Source organism: Leclercia sp. AS011, assembly GCF_037152535.1.
In the GTDB taxonomy this organism is placed as follows: Bacteria; Pseudomonadota; Gammaproteobacteria; order Enterobacterales; family Enterobacteriaceae; genus Enterobacter.
Genome location: NZ_JBBCMA010000001.1, coordinates 2,390,736 through 2,416,175, shown reverse-complemented (window position 1 = coordinate 2,416,175; position 25,440 = coordinate 2,390,736). Strand labels below are relative to the sequence as shown.

26 protein-coding genes are annotated in these 25,440 nt (G+C 59.9%); 8 read left to right on the top strand and 18 right to left on the bottom strand.

Features of this window, described 5'->3' with window-relative positions; genetic code table 11:
• Positions 1 to 77: 77 nt before the first annotated feature.
• From ybaK to copA, 3 genes are all read right to left on the bottom strand, one after another.
• Positions 78 to 557 carry a Cys-tRNA(Pro)/Cys-tRNA(Cys) deacylase YbaK gene (gene ybaK / locus WFO70_RS11475; protein WP_337016244.1) on the bottom strand — a complete coding sequence of 160 codons (480 nt, stop codon included), beginning with the start codon at positions 555 to 557 and terminating at the stop codon, positions 78 to 80.
• A gap of 200 nt (positions 558 to 757) precedes the next feature.
• Positions 758 to 1,552, bottom strand: coding sequence for a TraB/GumN family protein (locus WFO70_RS11470; RefSeq protein WP_337016243.1), 795 nt, complete (start codon positions 1,550 to 1,552; stop codon positions 758 to 760).
• A gap of 78 nt (positions 1,553 to 1,630) precedes the next feature.
• Positions 1,631 to 4,129 (bottom strand): copper-exporting P-type ATPase CopA, encoded by a 2,499-nt coding sequence (gene copA, locus WFO70_RS11465; RefSeq protein ID WP_337016242.1) that lies wholly within the window; start codon positions 4,127 to 4,129, stop codon positions 1,631 to 1,633.
• A gap of 107 nt (positions 4,130 to 4,236) precedes the next feature.
• Between copA and cueR the strand changes: the two genes are divergently transcribed.
• Positions 4,237 to 4,647, top strand: coding sequence for a Cu(I)-responsive transcriptional regulator (gene cueR / locus WFO70_RS11460; protein ID WP_337016240.1), 411 nt, complete (start codon positions 4,237 to 4,239; stop codon positions 4,645 to 4,647).
• Here cueR and WFO70_RS11455 read toward each other — a convergent pair.
• The 7 genes from WFO70_RS11455 to tesA all read right to left on the bottom strand — a co-directional run bounded on the left by WFO70_RS11455 (position 4,626) and on the right by tesA (position 11,367).
• Positions 4,626 to 5,360: a DUF3142 domain-containing protein gene (locus WFO70_RS11455; protein WP_337016238.1), complete on the bottom strand. Its 735-nt coding sequence runs from the start codon at positions 5,358 to 5,360 to the stop codon at positions 4,626 to 4,628. The genes cueR and WFO70_RS11455 overlap by 22 nt on opposite strands.
• Positions 5,330 to 7,474, bottom strand: a complete 2,145-nt coding sequence (locus WFO70_RS11450; protein ID WP_337016237.1) for a hypothetical protein — start codon at positions 7,472 to 7,474, stop codon at positions 5,330 to 5,332. Before WFO70_RS11450 ends, WFO70_RS11455 begins: the two co-directional genes overlap by 31 nt.
• A gap of 15 nt (positions 7,475 to 7,489) precedes the next feature.
• Positions 7,490 to 7,948 (bottom strand): NfeD family protein, encoded by a 459-nt coding sequence (locus tag WFO70_RS11445; protein WP_337016235.1) that lies wholly within the window; start codon positions 7,946 to 7,948, stop codon positions 7,490 to 7,492.
• A complete protein-coding gene (locus WFO70_RS11440) occupies positions 7,945 to 8,859 on the bottom strand; it encodes an SPFH domain-containing protein (protein WP_337016234.1) in 915 nt (304 codons plus the stop codon). The genes WFO70_RS11445 and WFO70_RS11440 overlap by 4 nt, the downstream gene beginning before the upstream one ends.
• Positions 8,860 to 9,032: 173 nt before the next feature.
• Complete coding sequence (locus WFO70_RS11435; RefSeq protein WP_337016232.1) at positions 9,033 to 9,887, bottom strand: co-chaperone YbbN; 855 nt, start codon at positions 9,885 to 9,887, stop codon at positions 9,033 to 9,035.
• 57 nt (positions 9,888 to 9,944) lie between these two features.
• Positions 9,945 to 10,751, bottom strand: a complete 807-nt coding sequence (locus WFO70_RS11430) for an SDR family oxidoreductase (RefSeq protein WP_337016230.1) — start codon at positions 10,749 to 10,751, stop codon at positions 9,945 to 9,947.
• Positions 10,741 to 11,367: a multifunctional acyl-CoA thioesterase I/protease I/lysophospholipase L1 gene (gene tesA, locus WFO70_RS11425; protein ID WP_185902338.1), complete on the bottom strand. Its 627-nt coding sequence runs from the start codon at positions 11,365 to 11,367 to the stop codon at positions 10,741 to 10,743. The genes WFO70_RS11430 and tesA overlap by 11 nt, the downstream gene beginning before the upstream one ends.
• On the opposite strand from tesA, the gene ybbA reads away from it, so the two are divergent.
• The 6 genes from ybbA to WFO70_RS11395 all read left to right on the top strand — a co-directional run bounded on the left by ybbA (position 11,335) and on the right by WFO70_RS11395 (position 18,548).
• Positions 11,335 to 12,021 carry a putative ABC transporter ATP-binding protein YbbA gene (gene ybbA / locus WFO70_RS11420; RefSeq protein WP_337016228.1) on the top strand — a complete coding sequence of 229 codons (687 nt, stop codon included), beginning with the start codon at positions 11,335 to 11,337 and terminating at the stop codon, positions 12,019 to 12,021. The two genes, tesA and ybbA, sit on opposite strands and share 33 nt — an antisense overlap.
• Positions 12,018 to 14,432, top strand: a complete 2,415-nt coding sequence (gene ybbP / locus WFO70_RS11415) for a putative ABC transporter permease subunit YbbP (protein ID WP_337016226.1) — start codon at positions 12,018 to 12,020, stop codon at positions 14,430 to 14,432. Before ybbA ends, ybbP begins: the two co-directional genes overlap by 4 nt.
• Positions 14,433 to 14,614: 182 nt before the next feature.
• Positions 14,615 to 15,760, top strand: coding sequence for a porin (locus WFO70_RS11410; protein WP_337016224.1), 1,146 nt, complete (start codon positions 14,615 to 14,617; stop codon positions 15,758 to 15,760).
• 226 nt (positions 15,761 to 15,986) lie between these two features.
• On the top strand, positions 15,987 to 16,820 hold the full coding sequence (locus tag WFO70_RS11405) for a MetQ/NlpA family ABC transporter substrate-binding protein (RefSeq protein WP_337016221.1): 834 nt from the start codon (positions 15,987 to 15,989) through the stop codon (positions 16,818 to 16,820).
• A gap of 59 nt (positions 16,821 to 16,879) precedes the next feature.
• Positions 16,880 to 17,896: a virulence-associated ABC transporter ATP-binding protein SfbB gene (gene sfbB / locus WFO70_RS11400; RefSeq protein ID WP_337016219.1), complete on the top strand. Its 1,017-nt coding sequence runs from the start codon at positions 16,880 to 16,882 to the stop codon at positions 17,894 to 17,896.
• Complete coding sequence (locus tag WFO70_RS11395; RefSeq protein ID WP_337016218.1) at positions 17,889 to 18,548, top strand: methionine ABC transporter permease; 660 nt, start codon at positions 17,889 to 17,891, stop codon at positions 18,546 to 18,548. Before sfbB ends, WFO70_RS11395 begins: the two co-directional genes overlap by 8 nt.
• Positions 18,549 to 18,551: 3 nt before the next feature.
• On the opposite strand, the gene mnmH is transcribed toward WFO70_RS11395, so the two are convergent.
• The 7 genes from mnmH to ppiB form a co-directional block, all read right to left on the bottom strand.
• Positions 18,552 to 19,622, bottom strand: a complete 1,071-nt coding sequence (gene mnmH, locus WFO70_RS11390) for a tRNA 2-selenouridine(34) synthase MnmH (protein ID WP_337016216.1) — start codon at positions 19,620 to 19,622, stop codon at positions 18,552 to 18,554.
• A 74-nt stretch (positions 19,623 to 19,696) separates the two neighbouring features.
• Positions 19,697 to 20,764 carry a 5-(carboxyamino)imidazole ribonucleotide synthase gene (gene purK / locus WFO70_RS11385; protein ID WP_337016214.1) on the bottom strand — a complete coding sequence of 356 codons (1,068 nt, stop codon included), beginning with the start codon at positions 20,762 to 20,764 and terminating at the stop codon, positions 19,697 to 19,699.
• Entirely contained in the window at positions 20,761 to 21,270 is a 510-nt protein-coding gene (gene purE / locus WFO70_RS11380) for a 5-(carboxyamino)imidazole ribonucleotide mutase (protein ID WP_337016212.1), read from the bottom strand. The genes purK and purE overlap by 4 nt, the downstream gene beginning before the upstream one ends.
• A gap of 171 nt (positions 21,271 to 21,441) precedes the next feature.
• Positions 21,442 to 21,630, bottom strand: coding sequence for a hypothetical protein (locus WFO70_RS11375; protein WP_337016210.1), 189 nt, complete (start codon positions 21,628 to 21,630; stop codon positions 21,442 to 21,444).
• Positions 21,631 to 21,700: 70 nt separating this feature from the next.
• Positions 21,701 to 21,910, bottom strand: a complete 210-nt coding sequence (locus WFO70_RS11370) for a YdgH/BhsA/McbA-like domain containing protein (RefSeq protein WP_039032584.1) — start codon at positions 21,908 to 21,910, stop codon at positions 21,701 to 21,703.
• 142 nt (positions 21,911 to 22,052) lie between these two features.
• Complete coding sequence (gene lpxH, locus WFO70_RS11365) at positions 22,053 to 22,775, bottom strand: UDP-2,3-diacylglucosamine diphosphatase (protein WP_337016207.1); 723 nt, start codon at positions 22,773 to 22,775, stop codon at positions 22,053 to 22,055.
• Between the two features lie 3 nt (positions 22,776 to 22,778).
• A complete protein-coding gene (ppiB, locus tag WFO70_RS11360; RefSeq protein WP_337016205.1) occupies positions 22,779 to 23,273 on the bottom strand; it encodes a peptidylprolyl isomerase B in 495 nt (164 codons plus the stop codon).
• Between the two features lie 172 nt (positions 23,274 to 23,445).
• On the opposite strand from ppiB, the gene cysS reads away from it, so the two are divergent.
• Positions 23,446 to 24,831 carry a cysteine--tRNA ligase gene (gene cysS, locus WFO70_RS11355; RefSeq protein WP_337016204.1) on the top strand — a complete coding sequence of 462 codons (1,386 nt, stop codon included), beginning with the start codon at positions 23,446 to 23,448 and terminating at the stop codon, positions 24,829 to 24,831.
• A gap of 81 nt (positions 24,832 to 24,912) precedes the next feature.
• Here cysS and WFO70_RS11350 read toward each other — a convergent pair whose 3' ends face one another.
• The gene (locus WFO70_RS11350) at positions 24,913 to 25,434 is read right to left on the bottom strand and encodes a metal-dependent hydrolase (protein WP_337016202.1); all 522 of its coding nucleotides are present in this window, start codon (positions 25,432 to 25,434) and stop codon (positions 24,913 to 24,915) included.
• Between the last annotated feature and the right edge of the window lie 6 nt (positions 25,435 to 25,440).

Sequence of the window (25,440 nt, the reverse complement as noted above, 5' to 3'; positions counted from 1 at the left end):
CCGGGTGGCGCTTCGCTTACCCGGCCTACGTTCGGGGTTTTGTAGGCCCGGTAAGCGAAGCGCCACCGGGCAATGTTTTAATCCCGGCGCGCAATATCCGCAAACTGCGCGTCCAGCATTTTGGCCAGATCGCTGGCCGCCAGCTCAATATCCAGCCCGCGCTTGCCGCCCGAGATATAGATCGTCTCAAAAGCCTGAGAGGGCGCATCAATCAGCGTCGGCAGGCGCTTTTTCTGCCCCAGCGGACTGATACCGCCCACCAGATATCCCGTGGTGCGCTGCGCCACCATCGGGTCAGCCATATCCACTTTTTTCGCGCCCAGAGCCTTCGCCACCTTCTTGAGATCCAGCTGTCCGGCAACCGGCGTCACCGCCACGGCGAGGTGCTTCATATCACCGTTGACCGCCACCAGCAGGGTTTTATAGACCTGGTCGGCGTTCAGCCCCAGCTTACGCACCACTTCATCACCAAAATTGGTTTCGCTGGGATCGTGGTCGTAGGTATGGATCCGGAAACTAATCTTGTTTTTTTCGAGTAATTTAACGGCGGGAGTCATAGCAATCCTTCTTAGCCCGGACAATAAACGCCCTAAGCATACGCCTCAGAAGAGGCTAAAAAATAGCACCATCTTGCGCATATAGTGTTGGCAGTGATGGTCACTTTGAGCGACAATCGGCTCAACCGGGGGTCTCCTCCGGCATAATAACAACGATGAAATTCCTCTTTGACGGGCCAATAGAAATATTGGCCACTTTTTTATCTCAGCAACGACGGCAAATTTCCCTCGCCGTACAGATGCAGCGCCCCAACCGCCACCACATACCGCCCCGCAGGCAGTCCGTTCAGCTTCTCGCACCAGGCCTGATTACGCTCGTGCATCAGCACGTCATACAGCGATTCGCTGAAGGTTGCCGGCAGCGCCAGTCTGTCGACGATGGGGGGCGAATCCAGCCACCAGCTCACCATGGTCTGTAGCAACCGCGCGTTGGTGTGCCAGTGGGTCAAGGTATCTTCCAGCAGCAGCAGCCCGTCGTTCGGCATCTGGCGCAGCAGGGCAATCTGGCTGGCGGCACCCTCCAGCTCGATAATGGGCAACTGCTGCGCCCGTGCGGCGTGCAACAGCTGATAATCGATGCCGTAATCGCCCCGCAGCCCCAGACGCTGGGCCTGGGTAGCCTGCAATACCATCGCGATCTGCCATAAAGGCTGGCTCTCAAGCATGGAGAGCGATAACCCGAGCTCGTCGGCAAGCCGCTCCAGCTCGGCCAGCTGGTCAGGGCTGAGACGCTCATCCAGCGGCGGCGGGATCGCCAGATCGGCGAAGGGCGACTCATTCCCGGAGATATCCGCTTCCACGATCAGCGCATCGGCGTGATGCAGCCTGGCAATCAGCCCCTCGGGCAGAGGAGACATATCCCGGGTACCCATATGAATACTGCCAACCAGATGCAGATGCTGGCCGCCGGGCAGGGAGATATCGAGGCCCGGCCAGCGGTAACGACGGGGGAACAGGGCGCGAAACGATGCTTTTATACGTTGAAACAGACTCATACGCGCTCCAGGAAGGGAAAAATTCATGCTAGCGCGTGGGGAGGGGCGGTGCAAGACGTCCTTGTCTTATGCACCTCGTTACGCTTTGGGTTTAAAGCGCAGCAGGCGGTTGGCATTGCTCACCACGGTAATCGAGGAGAGCGCCATCGCGGCACCTGCCACCACCGGGTTGAGCAGCGTCCCGGTCAGCGGCCAGAGGATCCCGGCGGCGATCGGAATGCCCAGGGCGTTATAGACAAAGGCCCCCAGCAGGTTCTGCTTCATGTTGCGCAGGGTCGCTTTCGAGATGGCGAGCGCGTCGGCCACCCCCATCAGGCTGTGGCGCATCAGGGTGATAGCCGCTGTTTCGATAGCGACATCGCTGCCGCCGCCCATCGCAATCCCGACATCCGCCTGAGCCAGCGCCGGGGCGTCGTTGATACCGTCACCAATCATCGCCACCCGGCGGCCCTGGCCCTGCAGTTTGATAATCGCGTCCGCTTTGCCATCCGGCAGGACGCCTGCAATCACCTCATCAATACCGGCCTCGCGGGCGATAGCCTGGGCGGTGACGGCGTTATCCCCGGTGAGCATCACCAGACGATAGCCCGCGCGGTGCAGACGTTGCAGCGCACTTACGCTGTCAGCGCGCAGCGGATCGCGAACGGCAAACAGCGCCGCAATCTGACCCTCTACCGCCAGCAACACCGGGGTGGCGCCCTGAGCGGCATGGGCCTGAAGCTGCGCATCCAGCGCTCCGGTATCAATGCCGTTTTCGGCCAGCAGGGCCTGGTTGCCCAACAGCAGCCTGCGGCCATCCACCTCGCCGCTGACTCCCAGCCCGCGCAGGGTGCGGAAGTTATTCACCTGCGGCAGGGCGCTGTCGGCTTTCTCCAGAATCGCCCGCGCCAGCGGGTGGCTGGAACCCTGTTCGAGCGCAGCCGCCAGCCGCAGGGCCTCGGCTTCACCGATCCCGCCTGTGGTATCGACAGCGACCACCTGCGGTTTACCCTCGGTGAGGGTGCCGGTTTTATCAAACACCAGCGTATCCAGCGTGCTGGCACGCTGCAGGGCATCGGCGTCGCGTACCAGTACGCCGGACTCTGCGGCCCGGCCAACGCCGGAAATAATCGACATCGGCGTCGCCAGCCCCAGGGCGCACGGACAGGCGATGATCAGCACCGTGGTGGCGATCACCAGGGTGTAGACAATCTGCGGCGCGGGGCCAAAGAAATACCAGATAGCGGCGCTGAACAGGGCAATCCCCACCACCACCGGCACGAAGATGGCCGAAATTTTATCCGCCAGCTTGCCGATCTCCGGCTTGCTGCTCTGGGCCTGACGCACCATGCGGATGATGCGCGACAGAGTAGTGTGGCTGCCGACGGCGCTGGCGCGGAACAGCACGCTGCCATCCTGCACCACCGTACCGGCGTGAACGCTCTCCCCGTCGCTTTTCTGCTGCGGTACCGGCTCGCCGGTAAGCATGGCTTCGTCAAACCAGGCCTCGCCCTGGGTGATCTCCCCGTCCACCGGGACGCGGTCTCCGGTGGTCAGGCGCAGGATCATCCCCGCCTGGACCTCCGCCAGCGGAACGCTCTGTTCGCCGCTTTCTGTGACGACCCGGGCGGTCGGCGGGGTTAAATCGAGCAATCTCTCCAGCGCTTTCGATGAGCGCTGACGGGCCCGCGCCTCCAGCATATGGCCGAGGTTAATCAGGCCGATAATCATCGCGCTGGCTTCATAATAGAGGTGGCGTGCTTCCATCGGGAACCACTGCGGCCAGACGTTGACGCTCATTGAGTAGAGCCACGCCGCGCCGGTACCCAGCGCCACCAGCGTGTCCATGGTGGCGGTGCGGTTTTTCAGGCTCTTCCAGGCGCTGGTATAAAAATGGCCGCCAGCGAAGATCATCACCCCGAGGGTAAGAACGCCGATGGCCAGCCACAGCGTGCGGTTGTCGTCGGTGACCATCATGTTGTCGCCGAGCATTCCCCAGCCCATCACCGGGATCCCCACCAGCAGGGCAACAATCGCCTGCCAGCGAAAACGCTTCATGGTGGCGATGGCGGTCTCCTGCTGGCGTTCACGACGTTTAAGGTCGTCTTCAATCGCCTCGGCACCATAGCCAGCTTTTTCGACGGCCTGCACTAAATCAGCGGCGGAGGCACTGCCCATAATCAGCGCAGTGCGTTCCGCCAGGTTGACCCGTGCCTGTGCCACGCCCGGAACCGCCTGCAAAGCGTTCTGGACCCGGGTGACGCAGCTGGCGCAGCTCATGCCGTTGATCAACAGCTGCTGGCTGTCATCACCGTCGTGAGCTGCCGGAAGCTCAGAGGGGTCCGCTGTCAGTGCTTCCGACGGCGTTGTTGACGCTGTCAGCGGATCAGCCTTTGGGTGGCTTAACGCCGCACCGTAACCGGCCTGTTTAATGGTGTCGATCAGGGCATCGGCGCTGGCGCTGCCGGTGACGGCGGCGTGGTCGATGGTGACGTCTGCGGTTTCAACGTCCGGGCGTTGCTCCAGACTCTCTTTAACGCGTTTGACACAGTGGCCGCAGGAGAGGCCGTCCAGTGTCAGATCGATGGTGTGAGACATACGAATACTCCTTATAAATCTCCAGCCAGATATTGACCGGAGGGACACTTTCATCTAACTGTTATGAAGGTTAAACCTTCCATCAAGGGGAAGGTCAAGGGGGAAACGTGAATATCAGTGATGTTGCCAAAAAAACCGGGTTAACCAGCAAAGCTATCCGCTTTTACGAAGAGAAGGGGCTGGTGACGCCGCCGCTGCGCAGCGAGAACGGCTACCGGAGCTACACCCAAAAGCACCTCGATGAACTGACGCTGCTGCGCCAGGCCCGTCAGGTGGGGTTCAATCTGGACGAGTGCGGCGACCTGGTGAACCTGTTTAACGATCCCGCCCGCCACAGCGCCGATGTCAAAAGCCGGACCCTGGAGAAGGTGGCCGAAATTGAACGCCATATCCTGGAGTTACAGGCGATGCGCGACCAGCTGCTGGCGCTGGCCGAGAGCTGCCCGGGGGATGAGAGCGCCGACTGCCCGATCATCGATAACCTCTCCGGCTGCTGTCACCGCAAGGCGACGTCCTGACCGCGCGGCGGGTTGAGCATAAACACCACCGTCCCGCGATACCAGGGAGAGCGCTGGAGCTGCGCTTCGGCCTGAACATCCCGCTTGCCGCCCTGAACCAGCCCGAGCTTAAACGGAATGCGCAGCCGGGTAAGGGCGGGCAGATAAGCCTGATAGTTGTCCACCGTATGGCGGCCCTGATAGCTCTGGATCACCAGCTCATCCACCGCCAGTGCGTTCAGCGTGGCGACATCTCCGGTTTTCGCCCAGTCCAGCAGCCCGGTCACCCCCAGCGCAAATTCCGGCGGCAGCTGCTGGCGTAATTCCCGCAGAAAGCGAGCATAGTCCGCCAGCTGGTGGGTGGCCGCATCGAAATCGACCTGCAAACCCACCACCTGATTACCGGCGGCCTGCCAGCGCTGCATCAGGCGGACAATTTTCGGCACGATGGTCGGCGGCACGTCGAGGCTGGTAAAGCGCACGGTCAGCCAGAGGGTGGGAAACGTCAGGCGGCTGACCGGCAGCCCGAGGCGCTGAAACACCACCTCATTCGGTCGGGCCAGCACTTCCCCCTGATGAAGATAGACGGTGTGCGCCCCCTTCAGGGCGTCGCTGGCTTTCACGCCCGACCAGAGCCAGAAGGCCGGATGCTCGCGGGCGGTGACGGTTTCCGCCGCATGCGCCTGTCCGGCCAGCAGCGCGGCTACCAGTAGTATTTGAGCTTTTGCGCCCACGGGCTGCCCGGATACTGACTTTTTAACTGCGAGAACCAGCCTTTGCGCTGGGCTTTGTCCACCTCAGCTCCGCCACATTCGTTATAGCCGGACGGGGCATAACACATGATGGCCCGATAGAGCGCGTAGCTTTTATCTTCCGGTTCCGCCTTCGGTGAGGCGATGACCTGCTGGTAGTAAGCCTGTCTGTTGAACTGTCCGTAAGGCTCTTTGCGGTGGACCGCCGTCTCCAGCACGCCGTTGCCCGCGCTGTCCTTCCAGATATCAACATGGGTGTTGGTGGTGCGGAAAAACTCGCCCAGGCAGTTCAGGGCATGGGCGTCTTTGGCGTTCTGGCTGAGTACCTGCACGGTTTTATCCAGACTACGGCAGACGTAACCGGCTTCGGCCGTATCGCCGTTCCAGTCGAAGGTGCTGAGATTCACATCGTCAAACGCCTTGCCCACCACGGGTGGCGTAATGGCGCTGACGAGTTTTCTGTCGCTTAACCAGTCGCTGAAGCGGTGCTCCGTTAAGTCGCGCACCAGCAGGGTATGCAGCGCAATGGTGCGCTCTTCGTTGTTGGGCCCCTGGCTGGCCTGCTGGCGCAACCGCTCGGGCGAGGCCACCGTCTTCAGCACCTGAGAGCGAAAACGCAGGCTGGTGACGGCGCTGTCGGCGGCAAACATCGCCTCCGCATTGCCGCTAAAGACCTGAGTCGCCGCCAGTCTGGACTGTACGTACTGCTGCTGCTCAGGATCCTGGCTGAGTTTCAGCAGCTTCAGCCAGAAATCGCGCGCGGCGGGCCACTGCTTTTGCGCCATCAGCGCCTGGCCGTAGAGTACCTGCTCGCTGAAGGCGAGAATATCGTGCGGCGGAAGTTTGTCCGCTGGTTTAACGTCCTGAAGAATGGCGGCAGCGTTATCGGTCGCCTGCCACAGGTTCAACTGTAAATTGCGCCACAGCGCCAGCTTGCCGCTCTGTTCAAACGCCGGTTTGCTGCCGTTGAGATCTTCCTGCGTCAGGGTCGGTTTCTCGTCGCTGTTCAGGCGCAGGGCGCGCAGCAGTTCGATATAGCTGACCTGCGGCGCGTCGGGGAAGGCCTCCCGCACGGCGCGACCGTAAAACTGCATGCCGTAGACATTGTCATATTCGGTCACCAGGGCGTGCAGCGACTCAGCGTTCTCCGCCTGCTGGAATCGCTGCTCGTACAGCCCCGCCAGCTGTGGCCACGCCTGCAGATACCAGTTAATGCGACGCAGCATGCCGCGCGCCGAATCAGCGTAACGCCCCTCCGGCCAGCGCTGGAGGTAGGCCTGGGCCGCTTTCTGCGCCTGTTCAGCGGCCGGGCGGTCGATGCGGGCGATATCAAAATCGCCGTACTCGCCGGTGCTGTTCTGGCTGCTTTTGTTCAGCGCCGTGCGCATCAGCATATAGCTGGCGGTTTCTGCCAGCCACGGACGATCGCTGTCGATAAGCGAGGTAAAGGCCCCATCCGCGCCGGTGTAATCGCCGGCATAAAAAAGGGCCGCCCCGGTCAGATAGGTTTTATACAGCAGGGCAGAGGAGCCTGCCGGGAGAGACGCGAGGGCAGCGGAAATCTGCTCGTCGGTGGCACCCGAGTAGAGACCCAGACGCGCCTGACCCAGCGCATGGCGCTGTTCCGCCGTCAGCGAGTCGTCGGCCAGCAGCGCGGCAAAAAACTGACTCATGCTGTCGGCACTGTTCGAGACGAAGCGGTTTTCCTGCTCGCCGTCCTGATGGGTATCGACCGGTTCAAGCTGCAACACGGCCAGCTGCTGGTTGAGAGGGGACTCTTCAGCCGGTTTATCCGTCGCTGCGCGGGTCGGTGCTTCCAGGTCATCCCACTCCGGATGATAAGCAAAGTAGAAATCCCGGGAGCGGGTAATATCCGCAGGCATCGCCTGAACCGGCAGAGGGAAGGATTTGGCTTCGCTCAGCAGACGCAGCAGGTTGTCGCGGGAGTCGTTGCCGGGCGTCAGCACCGGGTCGCCCTTCAGCAGACAGTGCGTATCGCTCCAGTTGCAGTCTTCCATATCAAAGGAGGCGAATGCCGGGGCGGCGCTCGCCAGTAATGCGCTAACGCTGAATGCCAGCGTTGTCTTCCTGACCATCATCTCATCCTGTCTTTATCGGGAAAGGGCCCGGACGCGAAGGGTGATCCCCTCGACGGCCACTACCTCAACTTTGGTGCCGGCGCTTAAATCATCGTCGGCAATAACCGGCCACGAACTGTCGCCGACACGCATATGACCGCGCCCGTTAACCAGGGCGGTATCCAGAGTAAACTGCATCCCCACCAGCTGCTGTCCGCGCTGGTTGAGCCGGGCATCGGCGGGCTTTTGCCGGCGCACCTGCCTTGAGAGCCAGCGCCACCACAGCCAGGCGGCGGTCAGGGTCAGCACCGCAAACAGCGCCCCCTGCCACGCCCAGTCGAACGGCAGTACCCACACCAGCAGGCCGACGATCACCGCCGCCACGCCGCTCCACAGCAGGTAGCCGTTACCGCCGAGCATTTCAGCCGCCAGCAACAGGCCGCCGAGGCTCAGCCAGAAGACATGCGGATGTGCCGCGATTGTCTCGATCATGATTTGCGCTCGTTGCCGCTGGTTTTGATCAGTTCCGCGATGCCGCCGATGGCGCCCATCAGGCTGCTGGCATCCAGCGGCATCATCACCACTTTGCTGTTGTCCGCCGAACCGATCTGCTGCAGCGCTTCGGTATATTTCTGCGCCACAAAGTAGTTAATCGCCTGGATATCCCCGGCCGCGATGGCCTCTGAGACCATTTGCGTGGCGCGGGCTTCCGCTTCGGCGGAGCGTTCCCGTGCCTCCGCCTGTAAAAACGCAGACTGGCGTTCCCCCTCGGCTTTGAGGATCTGCGACTGTTTCTCCCCTTCGGCCTTCAGGATCTCGGCCTGGCGCACCCCTTCGGCCTCCAGAATGTAGGCGCGTTTGGTTCGTTCGGCCTTCATCTGGGCGTTCATGGAGGTGATCAACTCGGCGGGCGGACGCACGTCGCGAATCTCAATTCGGGTGACTTTGATGCCCCACGGGTTCGTGGCTTCATCGACGATGTGCAGCAGGCGGGTATTGATGCTGTCGCGCTGGGAGAGCATCTCGTCCAGCTCCATAGAGCCCAGAACGGTACGGATGTTGGTCATCGTCAGATTGATGATCGCCAGCTCAAGGTTACTCACCTCGTAGGCCGCTTTCGGCGCGTCGATCACCTGAATAAAACAGACCGCGTCGATAGTAACGTTGGCGTTATCCCTGGAGATAACCTCCTGGGAAGGAATATCGAGCACCTGCTCCATCATATTGATCTTGCGACCAATGCGATCCATGAACGGCACCACAAGGCTTAAGCCCGGCTGCAGGGTGTTGGTGTAACGGCCAAAACGTTCAACCGTCCACTGATAGCCCTGGGGAACGATTTTCACCCCGGCGGCAACAATAACCAGCGCGACGAAGATCAGAATGGGGATAACGATGAACATATAAAACCTCCTGTTTTGTCTTCCATGTTGCGATAACAACTGTTCGTTTGTTGTCCATAAGTATACCGACAAACAGGGACGAATTCGCGCCGAATCAACGGTGCGGGCAGGATCCAGACATAAAAAAGCCCCGCTAAAAATGGCGGGGCCTGATGAATAATGCGACCAGAAGATCAGTACAGCAGGGCGTAAAGCTTACGGCGATAGGTCGAGGCCAGGGAATCACCCGTTCCGAGCGCCGCCAGAATATCCTGGAGCGTTTTACGCGCCTGGCCGTCAGCGGCCGCCAGATCGGTTTTCAGATGACCGAACAGCAGTTCCAGCGCCTCTTCGTTACGACCTACCTGATGCAGTTGCAGTGCCAGCTGGCTGGCCAGCGCGGCGTCGGTTGGGTTGGCGGCGACCTGCTGCTGCAGCTGCTGAATCTCCGGCGTATCCGCGGCCTGCTTCAGCAGTTCAATCTGCGCCACCAGACCCTGATAACGGGTATCCTGATCCTGCAGAGGGATGGTCTTCAGCACGACTTCGGCATCGTCGGAGCGCTTGAGGATAATCAGCGTTTCCGCCAGCAGCAGGCCGGTTTCGCTGTTCTGACCGGAGAGCTGCCAGGCCTCTTTCAGCAGCGGCAGGGCTTCGTCGTGCTTGCCTTCGGCCATCAGGGCCGCTGCCTGCTGCGCTTTCAGTTCATCTTCGCGCGGCAGCACTTTATCCAGCAGGGCGCGGATCGCCTCTTCCGGCTGCGGTCCCTGGAAGCCATCAACCGGCTGACCGTTCTGGAACAGATACACCGTTGGGATGGCGCGCAGGCCAAACTGGGAGGCGATCATCTGCTCGGCGTCGCAGTCCAGTTTCGCCAGAATAAACTGACCGTTGTACTGGGCCGCAAGCTTCTCGAGCACCGGCGTCAGCTCCAGACAGTGCTGACTCCGTTCAGACCAGAAGTAGAACAGCACCGGTTTGGTCATCGACTGTTCAAGGATCTGGTGCAGGTTGGCTTCGGTAATGTTGACAATATTCTGTACGGACATGCGGCATTCTCTGTTATGAGTTTGTATTTACATGGGGGCGTGGCGCGTGGCTTCAACTCAGCCCTGTAAAATTTTGTCCATCATCCGGCCAGGCAGCAGGCGCTTCAGCAGGCCGACGGCGTGAGTCACCAGCGTGACCGGATAACGCATTTTGGGGTTTTTGCTCTCAAAAGCATGGCGCACTTTGGCGACCACCGCCTCCGGCCCCAGCGTAAAACGCGCGGCAATGCCGGGATTTTCTACCGGTTTATCGGCGGTCTGGTTGACGTTGTCGGTAAAGCGGGTGCGGATGGGGCCAGGTTCAATCAGGCTCACCTTAATGCCGCTGTGGCGCAACTCCATACGCAGCGCATCGGACCAGGCCTCCAGCGCATATTTGCTGGCGGCGTAGGCCCCGCGGCCCGGGGTGGAGATCAGCCCCATCACCGAGGAGGTCATGACAATTCGCCCTTCGCCGTGCGGCAGCATGGCGGGCAGCAGGCGCATGGTGAGCTGGTGGACGCCAAAAAAGTTGGCGGAAAATTGCTGCTCAAGCTGCTGGCGGGAGACGCTCTGCAGCGGGCCGTAAACGCCGAAACCGGCATTGTTAAACAGCCCGTACAGACGATTATTGGTGAGCGCGATCACCTCGTCGGCGGCGCGCTCAATGCTGTCGGCACAATCCAGATCCAACAGCACGCCGGTCAACCCCATCCCGTTCATCCTTTCAACGTCTTCGGGTTTACGGCAGGCGGCCAGTACCCAGAATCCCTGGCGCTTCAGTTCAAGGGCACTTTCAAGGCCAATACCACTGGAACATCCTGTTATTAAGACCGATTTTTGCATAACTTTACCTGTCAGGATCTCCGCTGAATTACGAGTCATGTTTAACTAAAGGAGCCAGCCGGGTTGCCATCCAGTCGGCAATAAACGGCTGTGCGTCCCGATTGGGGTGAATACCGTCATCCTGCATCCACTGCGGCTTCAGGTAGACCTCTTCCATAAAAAAGGGCAGCAGCGGCACATCGAACTCTTTGGCAAGCTTCGGATAGATCGCGCTGAAGGCTTCATTATACCGACGACCGTAGTTGGCGGGCAGGCGAATTTGCATCAATAGCGGTTGGGCATTGGCGGCGCGGATATCCTGCAAAATTTTGCGCAGGGTCTGCTCGGTCTGCTGAGGCTGGAAGCCGCGCAGGCCGTCATTGCCGCCGAGCTCAACCAACACCCAGCGCGGCTGATGCTGCTTCAGCAGGGCCGGCAGGCGCGAAAGCCCCTGTTGGGAGGTATCACCGCTGATGCTGCCGTTGATCACCGACGTTTTAGTCTGCCATTTATCGTTCAGCAGGGCAGGCCAGGCGGCACTGGCCGCCATCCGGTAGCCCGCGCTGAGGCTATCGCCCAGAATTAATAACGTGTCCGCCGCCGCGGCGCGAAATGTCATCAGAATCAGAAACAGGAAGGGCAAATGCCAGCGGAAAACATTGTTGAAGTTCATCATCTTAAGAAGTCCGTGGGTCAGGGTGAGCACGAGCTTTCCATCCTTACCGGAGTTGAACTCATTGTCAAACGCGGGCAGAGCATCGCCCTGATTGGGGAGTCGGGCTCCGGAAAGTCGACGCTGCTGGCGATCCTTGCCGGTCTGGATGACGGCAGCAGCGGTGAGGTTCACCTCGTCGGGCAACCGCTGCACAACCTGGATGAAGAGGCGCGCGCCGCCCTGCGCGCAAAGCACATCGGCTTTGTTTTCCAGTCGTTTATGTTAATCCCGACCCTCAATGCGCTGGAGAATGTCGAGCTGCCGGGCCTGCTGCGCGGCGAGAATAGCGCCCACAGCCGCGAAAGCGCCAAAGCCCTGCTGGAGCAGCTGGGGCTCGGCAAGCGTCTCGATCACCTTCCGGCGCAGCTCTCCGGCGGCGAGCAGCAGCGCGTGGCTCTGGCCCGGGCATTTAACGGCCGGCCGGAAGTGCTCTTTGCCGATGAACCCACCGGCAACCTCGATCGCCAGACCGGGGATAAAATCGCCGATCTGCTGTTTTCCCTGAACCGCGAGCACGGCACCACGCTGATCCTCGTTACTCACGATCCGCAGCTGGCGGCCCGCTGCGATCGCCGCCTGCGCCTGGTGAATGGCGAATTGCGGGAGGAAGCATGATTGCCCGCTGGTTCTGGCGCGAATGGCGCTCCCCCTCGCTGCTGATCGTCTGGCTGGCGTTAAGCCTGGCGGTAGCCTGCGTGCTGGCGCTGGGCAGCGTCAGCGATCGGATGGAAAAGGGGCTTAGCCAGCAAAGCCGCGAGTTTATGGCCGGCGACCGAACGCTGCGCAGCTCCCGCGAGGTGCCGCAGGCGTGGCTTGAGGAGGCGAGAAAAGCGGGGCTGAAGGTCAGCGAGCAGCTGAGCTTCCAGACCATGACCTTTGCCGCCGACACGCCGCAGCTGGCGAGCGTAAAGGCCGTGGATGATATCTATCCGATGTACGGCGCGCTACAGACCAACCCGCCGGGGCTGAAACCGGCTCCGGGCACGGTGCTGCTGGCCTCGCGTCTGATGGCGCTGCTGAATTTAAAAACCGGCGACAGCATCGATGTCGGGGATGCGACCCTGAAAATTGCCGGGGAGGTGCTCCAGGAGCCCGACTCCGGCTTCAACCCCTTCCAGATGGCGCCGCGTCTGCTGATGAATACCGCGGACGTAGCCAAAACCGGGGCGGTACAGCCCGGCAGCCGCGTGACCTGGCGCATTAAGTTTGGCGGCACCCCTGCACAATTAGCCAGTTACGAGAAGTGGCTGCTGCCGCAGCTGAAGCCGGAGCACCGCTGGTCCGGGATGGAGCAGGAAGACGGGGCACTTGGCAAATCGCTGGAGCGTTCCCAGCAGTTCCTGCTGCTCTCGGCGCTGCTGACGCTGTTGCTGGCGGTCGCCGCAGTGGCGGTGGCGATGAGCCACTACTGCCGCAGCCGCTACGACCTGGTGGCGATCCTCAAAACCCTGGGGGCGGGCAGGGCGCAGCTGCGTAAGCTGATTGTCGGCCAGTGGCTGGCGGTGCTGGCGCTCTCCGCCATTACCGGCGGGGCGATGGGGCTGCTGTTTGAAAAGGTGCTGATGGTGCTGCTCAAGCCGGTCCTGCCTGCGGCGCTGCCGCCTGCCAGCCTCTGGCCGTGGCTGTGGGCGATTGGCGCGATGATCGTCATCTCGCTGCTGGTGGGGCTGCGTCCGTACCGCCTCCTGCTGGCGACCCAGCCGCTGCGCGTCCTGCGTCGTGACGTGGTCGCCAGCGTCTGGCCGCTGAAATTTTATCTGCCGGTTATCGTGGCGGTGGTCGTGGCGCTGCTCGCCTGGCTGATGGGCGGCAGCATGCTGCTGTGGGCGGTGCTGGCCGGGGCGGTGGTACTGGCGCTGCTCTGCGGCGTGCTGGGCTGGATGCTGCTCAGCGTGCTGAAAGGGCTGACGGTGAAATCGCTCCCGGTGCGTCTGGCGGTGAACCGCCTGCTGCGCCAGCCGTGGTCGACCCTCAGCCAGCTGTCGGCGTTTTCGCTGTCGTTTATGCTGCTGGCGCTGCTGCTGGTGCTACGCGGCGACCTGCTGGATCGCTGGCAACAGCAGCTCCCGCCGGAGAGCCCGAACTATTTCCTCATCAACATCGCCCCGGAGCAGGTGACGCCGCTGAAGGGGTTCCTCTCTGAGCACCAGATTATCCCGGAGTCTTTCTACCCCATCGTGCGGGCGCGTCTGACGCAGATTAACGGCCAGTCCACCGAGGGCAATAAGGATGAGTCGCTTAACCGCGAGCTGAACCTCACCTGGCAGGATAAACGCCCGGATCATAACCCGATCGTCGCCGGCAGCTGGCCGCCGAAAGCGGGTGAGGTCTCGATGGAGGAGGGGCTGGCAAAGCGCCTTAACGTCGGGCTGGGGGATACGGTGACCTTTACCGGCGATACTCAGGACTTCAGCGCCAAAGTGACCAGCCTGCGCAAGGTGGACTGGGAGAGCCTGCGGCCGAACTTCTTCTTTATCTTCCCCTCCGGGGCGCTGGACGGGCAGCCCCAGAGCTGGCTGACCAGCTTCCGCTGGGAGAATGGCAACGGCATGCTCACCCAGCTTAACCGCGAGTTCCCGACCGTCAGCCTGCTGGATATCGGGGCGATCCTCAGACAGGTCGGCCAGGTGCTGGAGCAGGTGAGTCGGGCGCTGGAGGTGATGGTGGTGCTGGTAACGATTTGCGGCGTGCTGTTACTGCTGGCTCAGGTGCAGGTCGGGATGCGCCAGCGTCATCAGGAGCTGGTGGTCTACCGCACCCTGGGGGCGGGCAAAAAGCTGCTGCGCACCACCTTGTGGAGCGAGTTTGCCCTGCTGGGGCTGGTGGCGGGCCTGGTGGCGGCCATTGGTGCAGAAACCGCGCTGGCGGTGCTGCAAACCCGGGTGTTCGACTTCCCGTGGGAGCCGGACTGGCGGCTGTGGGCGATCCTACCGCTCAGCGGGGCGGTGATGCTCTCCCTGTGCGGCGGCTGGCTGGGTGCCCGTCTGCTGAAAGGCAAAGCGCTGTTCCGTCAGTTCTCCGGTTAATCCCCCTCCGTAACCATCACGTGCCGGTTTTTATACCGGCACGTGATGTCTAAGTAGCATAAAAAGATAAAACACTGCGTTTTAGTAGCACAAATCATTAAAAACCGGACAACACGAGCAGATAAATCCTGGTTAATATTCACCTGCTAAATAAGTGGCAGTGTGTCTATTAAGGAAAAATAATGACCATAACTAAAAAAGCGCTGGCGGTATCGATCGGCGCAGCAGTGGCATTGGCGTCTTTTGCATCCCAGGCTGAAATCACCGTCCTGAAACAGGATCCGCAGGCGGGTAACCCGCTGAGCCGTCTGAACTTCACCGTTGGCGGCAGCATCCGTCCGCAGTTCCAGAACATGACCGGCGACGACGGCAAGAACAGCTACAAGCGTAACGGCTTTGATGGCGGCACCCGCTTCCGTTTCGCAGCCGATTACTACCTCTTTGATGACATCAGCTGGATCAGCTACTACGAGCTGGGTGTGAACATTCCGGCCCAGTTCGACTGGGACAATCACCATGCTGACGGCGCGCACGACACCTCCCGCCGTATGCTCTACACCGGCCTGAAGAGCGACACCTGGGGCACCCTGACCTTCGGCCAGCAGAACAGCGTTTATTACGATGTGGTGGGCGCGAAAACCGATATCTGGGACTACGACATGATCGGCCAGGCACCGGGTAACGGCATCAACGGCGACTACGACGGCTCATACCGTTCACGCCAGATGCTGAAGTACAAGAAAACCCTCGGCGATGCTGACATCTACGCCTCTTACCTGTTCGAAGACAGCGAATACCTGCCGGGCAATGGCCTGCGCTACAAGCGTAAAGGCGGCGGTTCACTGGGTCTGGATTATCGTCTGACCACCGATCTGACCTGGGGCGCGGCCTGGAACTACACCCGTGCCGACATGCGTAACCCGGATAACGGCGACAGCAAGTCCTGGGATCAGAACATCCTCGGTACCGCGCTGAGCTGGACCCCGGACAACTGGACCTTCTCCGCAGGCGGCGGCTGGTATCAGAACTTTATGACCAGCAAAAAAGTGTCGGTAAACGACTACTTCGCGGGCGATGCGTGGGGTATTGAGTACTTCGCGGGCTATAAATTCCCGATTAGTCAGTATGCGGTGAAATCCATCCAGCCTTACTTCATGGGCGACCGCATCGAGACCATGAATGGCCGTAACTACCAGCGCATCGACAACGGCGTGGGGATCAGTTTCCAGCTGGATTACGGTTTCCGTGTGGATTACGAGCACGTGTTCACCTCCAGCACCGACGATCTGGGCGATATGAACCTGGTGCGTCTGCGCTACGACTTCTAAGTCGTCTCTCCCCGGCGGCGCGTCGCTGCCGGGGGTATTTATTACCCCGCCGGGAAAGTTATCCCAAAAATCGCATAAGCATCTGTAGTACATTCAACGACATAATTCGCAACATCATGAAATAATTTCAAGGACGCGGCCTGTGATCTGTGTCATGTTAACGGGAGCTGCGTCGCATCGTACGGCGCATCCACATCACGCATCACCGCTTTGAAATGGAGATCTCATGGGATTACGTCATACGCTTCGCGCTGCCGCTGGCGCGCTTTTGCTGGTCTGCGGTTTGCAGGCTGCCCACGCGAACAGCGATCCACACACTATCGTCTTCGGCGTTGCGCCGGGTCCGTATGGCGATATGGTCAAACAGGCCATTGCCCCGTCGCTGCAAGAGAAAGGCTACAAGGTCGTGGTGCGCGAATTCAGCGACTACGTGCAGCCTAATATGGCGCTGGCGAACGGCAGCATTGATGCCAACCTGTTCCAGCACACGCTCTATTTCACCAAGTTCACCGCCGATAAAAATCTGAAGCTCAGCAAATTACTCACCGTACCTACTGCCGGGATGGGTTTTTACTCCCGCAAGGTGAAGAGCCTGGATGAACTGAAACAAGGCGATATTGTTACCCTCTCCAACGATCCAACTAACCTTGCGCGTGGCCTGCGTTTCCTCGCGTCGCTCAAGCTGATTACCATCAAAGAGAATATCGATCCAACCAAAGCCTCTGAGCGTGATATTGCCAGTAATCCGAAGGGGCTGGTGTTTAAACCGCTGGAAGCGGCCCAGCTGCCTCGTACCCTGGACAGCGTCACCGCCTCGCTGGTTAACGGTAACTTTGCCATTGCTGCCGGGCTTGATCTCTCCAGCGCGCTTGCCCAGGAGCAACTGGACGAGAACCTGAAAAATATTATTGCGGTACGCACGGAAGATGCGGATAAGCCTTTTGCCAAAGATATCGTCACCGTAGTGCAGTCCCCGGCCTATCGCGCGGTCATCGACGATCCGAAAAATGTCTATAACGCGTTCCAGAAACCAGACTGGATGACGGCCGCGAAACCCTGATAGCAATGGGCATACACCAGGGCAGCAGCGGCTGCCCTTTTCGCATTTCTGAGGTAGTCATGATTGAGTTAGATAAGGTCTGCGTCGATTTCCAGACCGGGCGCGGCCCTGCCACCCGGGCGGTGTCAGACGTCAGCCTGCGTATCGCCGCCGGGGAAATATTCGGCATTGTCGGCACCAGCGGTGCAGGCAAGAGCACGCTGCTACGCACCCTGAACGCGCTCCAGCGCCCGGCGTCAGGGAGCGTTAACATCAACGGTGTGGAAATTTCTGCCCTTGAGGGCGTGAACTTGCGGCAGGCCCGCCAGCGTATTGGCATGATTTTTCAGCATTTCAACTTAATGCACACCCGCACCGTGGCACAGAACGTGGCCTTTAGCCTGAAGGCTGCCGGCTGGGAGCGCAGCAAAATTGCTCCGCGCGTCAGTGAAATCCTTGCTCTGGTCGGGTTGAGCGATAAAGCCAATCGCTACCCGGTGCAGCTCAGCGGTGGGCAAAAACAGCGGGTTGGCATTGCCCGCGCCATTGCCAACCATCCCGATGTCTTGCTGTGCGATGAACCGACCTCGGCGCTGGATCTGGAAACCTCCGCCACCATTCTGGCGCTGTTAAAGCAGATCAACGCGCAGATGGGGATCACTATCGTGCTGATCACCCACGAAATGAACGTCATTAAATCCATCTGCGATCGCGTGGCGGTGATGTCTGGCGGTGAAGTGGTGGAGCTGGGGGAGGTCTTTGATATCTTTGCCCATCCGCAGCATGCCTTTACGCAGCAGCTGGTGTCGCACACCCTGAACCTGACCCTGCCGGAGCGTCTGCGCCAGCATCTGCCAGGACAACTGCTGAAGATCCTGTTTATCGGCGACTCTGCCGAACAGCCGGTGCTGTCAGAGGTTGCGGTGAAATTTGGTGTGGCAGTGAACATCCTGCACGGCAAAATTGAGTATATCGGCGAGCGCGCGCTGGGGATCCTGGTGGTGCAGCTTACTGCACCAGACAATCTGCCTGCCGTGGCCTTAGCCGTGGAACATATCCGTCAACGCACTGCCCAGGTGGAGGTGATCCGTGGATGATTTACTGCTCGATCTCAGTCTGGCGTTTAATGAAACTTTCCAGATGCTGGCTATCTCAACGGTGCTGGCGATCCTCGGCGGTCTGCCGCTGGGCTTTCTGATTTTCGTCACCGACCGCCATCTGTTCTGGCAAAACCGTGTTGTCTACCTCTTCAGCTCCGTACTGGTGAACATCATCCGTTCGGTGCCCTTTGTGATTTTGCTGGTGCTGCTGCTGCCGTTAACCCAGTTCCTGTTGGGCAACACCATTGGGCCCATTGCCGCCTCGGTGCCGCTCTCGGTGGCGGCCATCGCATTCTATGCCCGGCTGGTGGATAGCGCCCTGCGCGAAGTGGATAAAGGGATTATTGAAGCGGCCGAAGCCTTTGGTGCCAGCCCGATGCGCATTATCTGCACCGTGCTGCTGCCGGAGGCGAGCGCCGGCCTGCTGCGCGGTCTGACTATCACCCTGGTCAGCCTGATCGGCTACTCCGCTATGGCCGGGATTGTCGGTGGCGGTGGCGTCGGGGATCTGGCGATCCGCTACGGTTATTACCGCTACGAAACCCAGGTGATGGTGGTGACAGTGATTGCCCTGATAGTGCTGGTGCAAATTGTCCAGGTGCTCGGTGACTGGCTGGCGAAACGCGCCGATAAGCGCGATCGCCGCTGACCTTCAGGCCGCCAGCCAGGCGGCTACGTCGTTAAATACGCCCCGATAAACAATCTTGTCCGCCTTTTTCTCCAGCTGATAGTTGTACATCGGGTCGTAATAGTCATTGAGCAACGGCGCAAGCCAGCTAAAGTGGGCCTCGGTGCGGCCGGTGCGCTGTTGTTCAACGAGGGCGCTATCCAGCAGAGCAGTAAACTCCGCAAAACGCTGCAACCCCAGCCGACGGCGGATGGCAAACAGGCCGTGGTGCAGGTACTCGCCGTACTCCAGCCAGCCTGCCTCTTCCCCGCGCGCGGCGCGAAAGGCCTGCCACATCTGCTCGAAATACTCTTCCCGCAAGCGCTCAAGGCGCACGTCAAAGGGATCTTCCACCACCGCAATCGGCGATTGCACCATGCGATCCCGCAGGCACTCCGGCAGATGGTTAGAGCCAATCATCCTTCCTTCGTCTTCCAGCACCCAGCGCGCGGCGTCCTTTTTCAGCAGCTCCACCGCGAGATGATTTTCAAAGCTGGCCTGCGAAAGCTGCGGCGTCAGCGTGCGGCCAAACGACGAGCCGCGATGGTGCGCCAGCCCTTCAAGATCGATCCCGTCAGGACGCGCCTTCACCAGCAGCGTTTTGCCGCTACCGGTACATCCGCCAATCAGCACGGTCGGCTTTTGCACCTGTTCAACGGTGGCCTGCATCGCCGCCTGGCGCAGCGCCTTATAGCCGCCGCGGATCAGCGGATAATTTACGCCTGCCTCTTTCAACCAGGCCTGCGCGATATGCGAGCGCTGCCCGCCCCGGGCGCAGCAGAGATAACCCTGGGGTTGCGCAAGGCAGGCGGCGCGCCAGGCCTCGAGGCGCTGGTCGCGGGTTTCGCCACTCACCAGACGGTGGCCGAGCGCAAGCGCTGCCTCCGGCCCCTGGCGTTTATAGCAGGTGCCCACGGCGGCGCGTTCGTCGTCATTCATTAGTGGCAGGTTAACTGCCGCAGGCATGGCACCCTGGGCAAATTCAACCGGGGCGCGCACGTCGATTATCGGCGTGTCGGCAGCAAGTATGGCGCGGTAGTCCGTCCCATCGTTCATAAGGATCCCTCAAAACAGCGATGGGCAGGATTTTACGCCGGGGAAGGGGAAGATCAACTCCCCGGCGGTATGACTTAGCTCAGTGTTGCCTGCGCCCAGGCGATGCCGCTGGCATACTCTGGCGGCAGCAGGGGCATAATGGCTTCGAGCGTGGCGCTCAGGCGGGGGATATCGCTGTCGTTCAGGTTCAGGTGGCCGACCTTGCGCCCCGGACGAACCTCTTTGTCGTACCAGTGCAGATGCACCAGGGGCAGTTTCAGCCAGTCGTAGTTCAGATCGGTGCCGATCAGGTTGATCATCACCGACGGGCTGTTGACCACCGGTGGCGGCAGCGGCAGGCCGGTAATGGCGCGCAGGTGCAGCTCAAACTGGCTGATGGAGGCACCGTTTTGCGTCCAGTGGCCGCTGTTGTGCACGCGCGGGGCCAGCTCGTTGATCAGCAGGCCATCCGGGGTGATGAAGCACTCCATCGCCATTACGCCGACGTAGCCCAGCTCCTGCATAATGGCGGAGAGCATGCTTTCAGCCTGCGCCTGCTGAGCTGCATTGGCCTGCGGGAAGACCACGCTGGTGCGCAGAATGCCGTCCTGATGCAGGTTGTGGGTCAGGGGATAGAAGACGGTGCTGCCGTCGTGGGCGCGGGCACCCACCAGCGACACTTCGCCGCTGAAGTTAATGCCCTGCTCAACGATGCACTCGCCGTAGCACTCATCCGGCAGCTGATCGGTTTCACCGGCGCGCAGACGCCACTGGCCGCGGCCGTCGTAGCCGCCCACGCGGCGTTTGACGATCGCCAGCTCGCCCAGGGTAGCAAACACGCCGGACCACTGGCCTTTCTCGGTCAGCAGCTGCCACGGCGCGGTGGCGAGGTGCAGATCGTCGAACAGCTGCTTCTGCGTCAGACGGTCGGCAATGATCGGGAAGACGTCGCGGTTAACGAAGGCGTTATGACGCGCCAGCTCGCGGGTCAGGGCGGTTTCCGGCCAGCGTTCAATCTCTGCGGTAATGACGCTCTGCTGGAAGGGTACGGCTTCCGGTTCATCGTCCAGCCCGACCGGCCAGACGGCGATCCCCAGCGGTTCACCCGCCTGACGCAGCATGCGGCCTAACTGACCGTTACCGAGGACGCAAACCTGTTTCATGCCGCACCTCGCGGGTCCGGGTTCTCCAGTACCTCGTCGGTCTGGGCGTTACGCCACGCGACCAGGCGCTGGTGCAGCTCTTTATCGTGGGTTGCGAGGATCTGCGCGGCCAGCAGGGCGGCGTTAGCGGCACCCGCTTTACCAATCGCCAGCGTCCCCACCGGAATGCCGCGCGGCATCTGCACGATGGAGTAGAGGCTGTCGACGCCGCTCAGGGCTGCGCTTTGAACCGGGACGCCGAGCACCGGCACCAGGGTTTTGGCGGCAATCATGCCGGGCAGATGTGCGGCCCCGCCGGCACCGGCAATAATCACCTGATAGCCGTTCTCTTCCGCGCCTTCGGCGAAGCTGAACAGTTTATCGGGGGTGCGGTGTGCGGAGACCACTTCAACGTGGTGAGGAACGTTCAGGATGTCAAAGATTTCGGCGGCGAACTGCATGGTAGCCCAGTCGCTTTTGGACCCCATCACGATGGCGACACGCGCCGGATTATTGCTGGAAGACATGCGTCTTAAAACTCCTGTGGTGCACAACTCTCGGCTTTTGAGGTGACAGAGAATAGCACGATCTACAGGCAAGGAAAACGGTTGCGCGGCTAAAACTTCTGCCAACGTCGGTCTGGAGCGGCAACAAAAAAACCGCCTTTCGGCGGTCTTTCACAGGATGCTTATCCCTTGCTACAGGAGATTGCCTGCGGTCAGGTTCTCTTTGTCGAAGGCATGGTTCACATCAATATGGTTCTGATGCAGCGCCGTGTCGATATTCGAGCCCGCCTCCGGGGTGGAGACGTGATGTGCTGCTGCCATTGCGCCAGAGGAGAGTGTTGCGGCCAGCAGCAGGGCGCTGACGATGCTGATATTTTTCATTCTCTTTTCCTTCTTCATCGTATTGTCGCTGTCGCGGGTCTGTTATCTGGCGGCACGGCAATCAGTAAAATTATTTAGTCAGTTCAGCGGTCATGTGCACGCGGTTGTCGAACTGAGCGCTGGTGATTTTGTACGCTGCGCCTTCTTTCGCGGCCTGAGCGGCAATTTTGGCTTCGGCACGGTCCAGGGTAGAGGCGGTAGCGCTAACGCTCTGCGCAAAAGAACCGAAAGAGATCAGAGAAAGAGCGGCAACTGCAACGAAAGTTTTGATGGATTTCATGGTCGTATTCCTTAAGCGATTTTGTTTGGGATAGGGCGTTGTTGCCCTGATGTGAGTAATCATAGGCCGACCAGAGTGTGATTAAAATCAAAACAATTTGCGCGTAGCATTCAAAAAAATTGAATGAATTTCAGGCGGGATTTCAGAACGGGAAAGCGATCAGCTCCACGCCATCGGGCGTGACTTTTACCATGGAGCCTTCGGTATGCCAGGCTCCCAACACCACGCGGTGAGCGGGTTCGCCGTTGACGGTCAGGTCATGCACGTCCGGGCGGTGGGTATGGCCGTGCATCAGCCACTGCACCTGATGGTTTTCCATCACGCTGACGACCGCCTGCGGGTTGACGTCCATGATGGTCATCGATTTGCTGCTGTTGGCGGCTTTACTGCCGGCGCGCATCTTCGCCGCAATGCGGCTGCGGATAAACAGCGGCAGGGCGAGAAACAGGGTCTGGATCCAGGGGGTATGCACTTTGGCGCGAAACGCCAGATAGCCGGTATCGTCAGTGCAGAGCGTGTCGCCATGCATAATCAGTACGCGGCGACCGTACAGGTCGAGAACGGTCTCTTCCGCCAGCAGGGTCATGCCGCACGCGCGGGCGTAGCGTTTGCCGAGCAGAAAGTCGCGGTTGCCGTGGATAAAGAAGCAGGGGACGCCGGAATCAACCAGCGTTTTAAGCGCACTCGCTATCTCGCGGTGCAGCGGGTTCGGGTCGTCGTCGCCAATCCAGGCTTCAAACAGATCCCCCAGGATGTAAAGCGCATCGGCGTGTCGGGCTTCACCCTGTAAAAAACGCAGAAAACCGGCGGTGATCGCCGGTTCTTCTGTTTGCAGATGCAGATCTGCAATAAAGAGTGTCGCCACCAATTATTCGCTGACGGTCACGCTTGTGATGATGACGTCTTCTTTTGGAACGTCCTGGTGCATACCGCTGCGACCGGTAGAAACGGCTTTGATCTTGTCAACGACGTCCATACCTTCAACCACTTCTGCGAACACGCAGTAGCCCCAACCCTGCAGGCTTTCGCCGGAGAAGTTCAGGAAGTCGTTGTCAGCCACGTTGATGAAGAACTGCGCGGTGGCAGAGTGCGGTGCCTGAGTACGGGCCATTGCCAGGGTACCGCGGGTGTTTTTCAGACCGTTGTTCGCTTCGTTTTTGATCGCTTCTTTGGTCTCTTTCTGGTTCATACCAGGTTCAAAACCGCCGCCCTGGATCATAAAGCCGTTGATCACACGGTGGAAAATGGTGTTGTTGTAGAAACCTTCGCGGCAGTAGTCCAGGAAGTTTTTAACTGTTTCAGGCGCTTTGTCATCAAAGGTTTTGATTACGATATCGCCATGATTAGTGTGGAAAGTAACCATTTTTGCATCCTGTTCCGTTATAGTGGTGCTTCGACCCCGTGGGGGGCCACAATAAGCGCTTGTTATAGCATAACCTCACGGCGCGATCACCTTGCATTGTGTGCTGCTTCAGGTTTGAATTACAGGTAGAATACGCCGTTTTCGTCCACACACGTCTCACATGGAATCTTCGATGTTAAAAATCTTCAACACACTGACGCGCCAAAAAGAGGAATTCAAACCTATTCATGCCGGGGAAGTCGGCATGTACGTGTGTGGTATTACCGTTTACGATCTCTGTCATATCGGCCATGGCCGTACCTTTGTCGCCTTCGACGTGGTGTCACGCTACCTGCGTTTCCTCGGGTATAACCTTAAGTATGTACGCAATATCACCGATATCGACGACAAAATTATCAAGCGCGCTAACGAGAACGGCGAAAACTTCGTCGCGTTAGTCGATCGCATGATCGCCGAAATGCACAAGGATTTTGATGCGCTGAATATCCTGCGCCCGGACCTCGAGCCGCGTGCCACGCACCATATCCCTGAGATCATTGAGATCACCGAACAGCTGATTGCCAAAGGTCACGCCTACGTGGCGGACAACGGCGACGTGATGTTCGACGTGCCGACCGATCCACATTATGGTCAGCTCTCCCGTCAGGATCTGGATCAGCTCCAGGCCGGGGCCCGCGTTGACGTGGTTGACGTGAAGCGTAACCCGATGGACTTCGTGCTGTGGAAGATGTCCAAAGAGGGCGAGCCGAGCTGGCCATCACCGTGGGGTGCGGGCCGCCCGGGCTGGCATATCGAATGTTCGGCAATGAACTGCAAGCAGCTGGGTAACCACTTCGATATTCACGGCGGCGGTTCCGATCTGATGTTCCCGCACCATGAAAACGAAATCGCCCAGTCCACCTGCGCCCACGACGGCGAGTATGTGAACTACTGGATGCACTCCGGGATGGTGATGATTGACCGCGAGAAAATGTCGAAATCGCTGGGCAACTTCTTCACCGTGCGCGACGTGCTGAAGTATTACGATGCCGAAACCATCCGCTACTTCCTGATGTCCGGCCACTATCGCAGCCAGCTGAACTACAGCGAAGAGAACCTCAAGCAGGCGCGTTCCGCGCTGGAGCGTCTCTATACCGCCCTGCGCGGGACCGACACCTCAGTCGCCGCGGCTGGTGGTGAGGCGTTTGAAGCCCGCTTTATCGAAGCGATGAACGACGACTTCAACACCCCGGAAGCCTACTCGGCGCTGTTTGACATGGCCCGTGAAGTGAACCGCCTGAAAGGGGAAGATATGGAAGCCGCTAACGCGCTGGCCTCCCATATGCGCAAGCTGGCTGGCGTGCTGGGTCTGCTGGAGCAGGCACCGGAAGTGTTCCTGCAGAGCGGTGCTCAGTCGGACGACGGCGAAGTGGCGGAGATTGAAGCCTTGATCAAAGCCCGCCTGGAAGCCCGTCAGGCGAAAGACTGGGCCGCAGCCGACGCCGCGCGTAACCGTCTGACCGAGATGGGGATCATTCTGGAAGATGGCCCGCAGGGGACCACCTGGCGCCGTAAGTAAGTCCGTAACACCCGGCGGCGCTTCGCTTGCCGGGCCTACGGTTTTGTAGGCCGGGTAAGGCGCAGCCGCCACCCGGCTTTTTTACCGCCGTCGCCACCATAACATCCCTATCACAATCACCCCCGGCAGCCACACCCACATCAGCTCAGAGAGAATGACCTGGTGCCCGTAGGGCGTCATGTAGCGCGACAGCGCAAAGGGCGCGACCTTGATCACCTGCCACGGCGCAAAGAAGCGTTCATCCGACCACGGCCACAGCCAGCCGACCCCTTTTCCGCCCGTCGTCACCGAATCCAGCAGGCTATGGGACAGCAGCGACACCGTTAAAAACAGCCAGCAGCGCACCAGCCCGGCCCTGAACCATCGTCGTCCGATTAACACGCAGAGTAATGGCACCACAAAGGCAAACATGAGGGAGTGGGTAAAACCGCGATGGCCGAAAATATTGCCGTAGGCGACGCCAAACTTAAAGGCCAGCACGTCGGCATCCGGCAGCATGGCGAGGACAACTCCGGCGAACAGCAGGCGAGGGGGAATAACCCGGGTGCCCAGCCCTAAGCCCAGGCAAATCGGCACCGCGGCGTGGGTAATGATGGTTGGCATAATAAG

Excerpts from the sequence above, each read along its gene's own strand:
- ybaK (WP_337016244.1), bottom strand. The coding sequence starts at position 557 with ATGACTCCCGCCGTTAAATTACTCGAAAAAAACAAGATTAGTTTCCGG.
- WFO70_RS11470 (WP_337016243.1), bottom strand. The coding sequence starts at position 1,552 with ATGAGTCTGTTTCAACGTATAAAAGCATCGTTTCGCGCCCTGTTCCCC.
- copA (WP_337016242.1), bottom strand. The coding sequence starts at position 4,129 with ATGTCTCACACCATCGATCTGACACTGGACGGCCTCTCCTGCGGCCAC.
- WFO70_RS11450 (WP_337016237.1), bottom strand. The coding sequence starts at position 7,474 with ATGGTCAGGAAGACAACGCTGGCATTCAGCGTTAGCGCATTACTGGCG.
- WFO70_RS11445 (WP_337016235.1), bottom strand. The coding sequence starts at position 7,948 with ATGATCGAGACAATCGCGGCACATCCGCATGTCTTCTGGCTGAGCCTC.
- WFO70_RS11440 (WP_337016234.1), bottom strand. The coding sequence starts at position 8,859 with ATGTTCATCGTTATCCCCATTCTGATCTTCGTCGCGCTGGTTATTGTT.
- WFO70_RS11435 (WP_337016232.1), bottom strand. The coding sequence starts at position 9,887 with ATGTCCGTACAGAATATTGTCAACATTACCGAAGCCAACCTGCACCAG.
- WFO70_RS11430 (WP_337016230.1), bottom strand. The coding sequence starts at position 10,751 with ATGACTCGTAATTCAGCGGAGATCCTGACAGGTAAAGTTATGCAAAAA.
- ybbA (WP_337016228.1), top strand. The coding sequence starts at position 11,335 with ATGCCAGCGGAAAACATTGTTGAAGTTCATCATCTTAAGAAGTCCGTG.
- tesA (WP_185902338.1), bottom strand. The coding sequence starts at position 11,367 with ATGATGAACTTCAACAATGTTTTCCGCTGGCATTTGCCCTTCCTGTTT.
- ybbP (WP_337016226.1), top strand. The coding sequence starts at position 12,018 with ATGATTGCCCGCTGGTTCTGGCGCGAATGGCGCTCCCCCTCGCTGCTG.
- WFO70_RS11410 (WP_337016224.1), top strand. The coding sequence starts at position 14,615 with ATGACCATAACTAAAAAAGCGCTGGCGGTATCGATCGGCGCAGCAGTG.
- WFO70_RS11405 (WP_337016221.1), top strand. The coding sequence starts at position 15,987 with ATGGGATTACGTCATACGCTTCGCGCTGCCGCTGGCGCGCTTTTGCTG.
- sfbB (WP_337016219.1), top strand. The coding sequence starts at position 16,880 with ATGATTGAGTTAGATAAGGTCTGCGTCGATTTCCAGACCGGGCGCGGC.
- mnmH (WP_337016216.1), bottom strand. The coding sequence starts at position 19,622 with ATGAACGATGGGACGGACTACCGCGCCATACTTGCTGCCGACACGCCG.
- purK (WP_337016214.1), bottom strand. The coding sequence starts at position 20,764 with ATGAAACAGGTTTGCGTCCTCGGTAACGGTCAGTTAGGCCGCATGCTG.
- purE (WP_337016212.1), bottom strand. The coding sequence starts at position 21,270 with ATGTCTTCCAGCAATAATCCGGCGCGTGTCGCCATCGTGATGGGGTCC.
- WFO70_RS11375 (WP_337016210.1), bottom strand. The coding sequence starts at position 21,630 with ATGAAAAATATCAGCATCGTCAGCGCCCTGCTGCTGGCCGCAACACTC.
- WFO70_RS11370 (WP_039032584.1), bottom strand. The coding sequence starts at position 21,910 with ATGAAATCCATCAAAACTTTCGTTGCAGTTGCCGCTCTTTCTCTGATC.
- ppiB (WP_337016205.1), bottom strand. The coding sequence starts at position 23,273 with ATGGTTACTTTCCACACTAATCATGGCGATATCGTAATCAAAACCTTT.
- cysS (WP_337016204.1), top strand. The coding sequence starts at position 23,446 with ATGTTAAAAATCTTCAACACACTGACGCGCCAAAAAGAGGAATTCAAA.
- WFO70_RS11350 (WP_337016202.1), bottom strand. The coding sequence starts at position 25,434 with ATGCCAACCATCATTACCCACGCCGCGGTGCCGATTTGCCTGGGCTTA.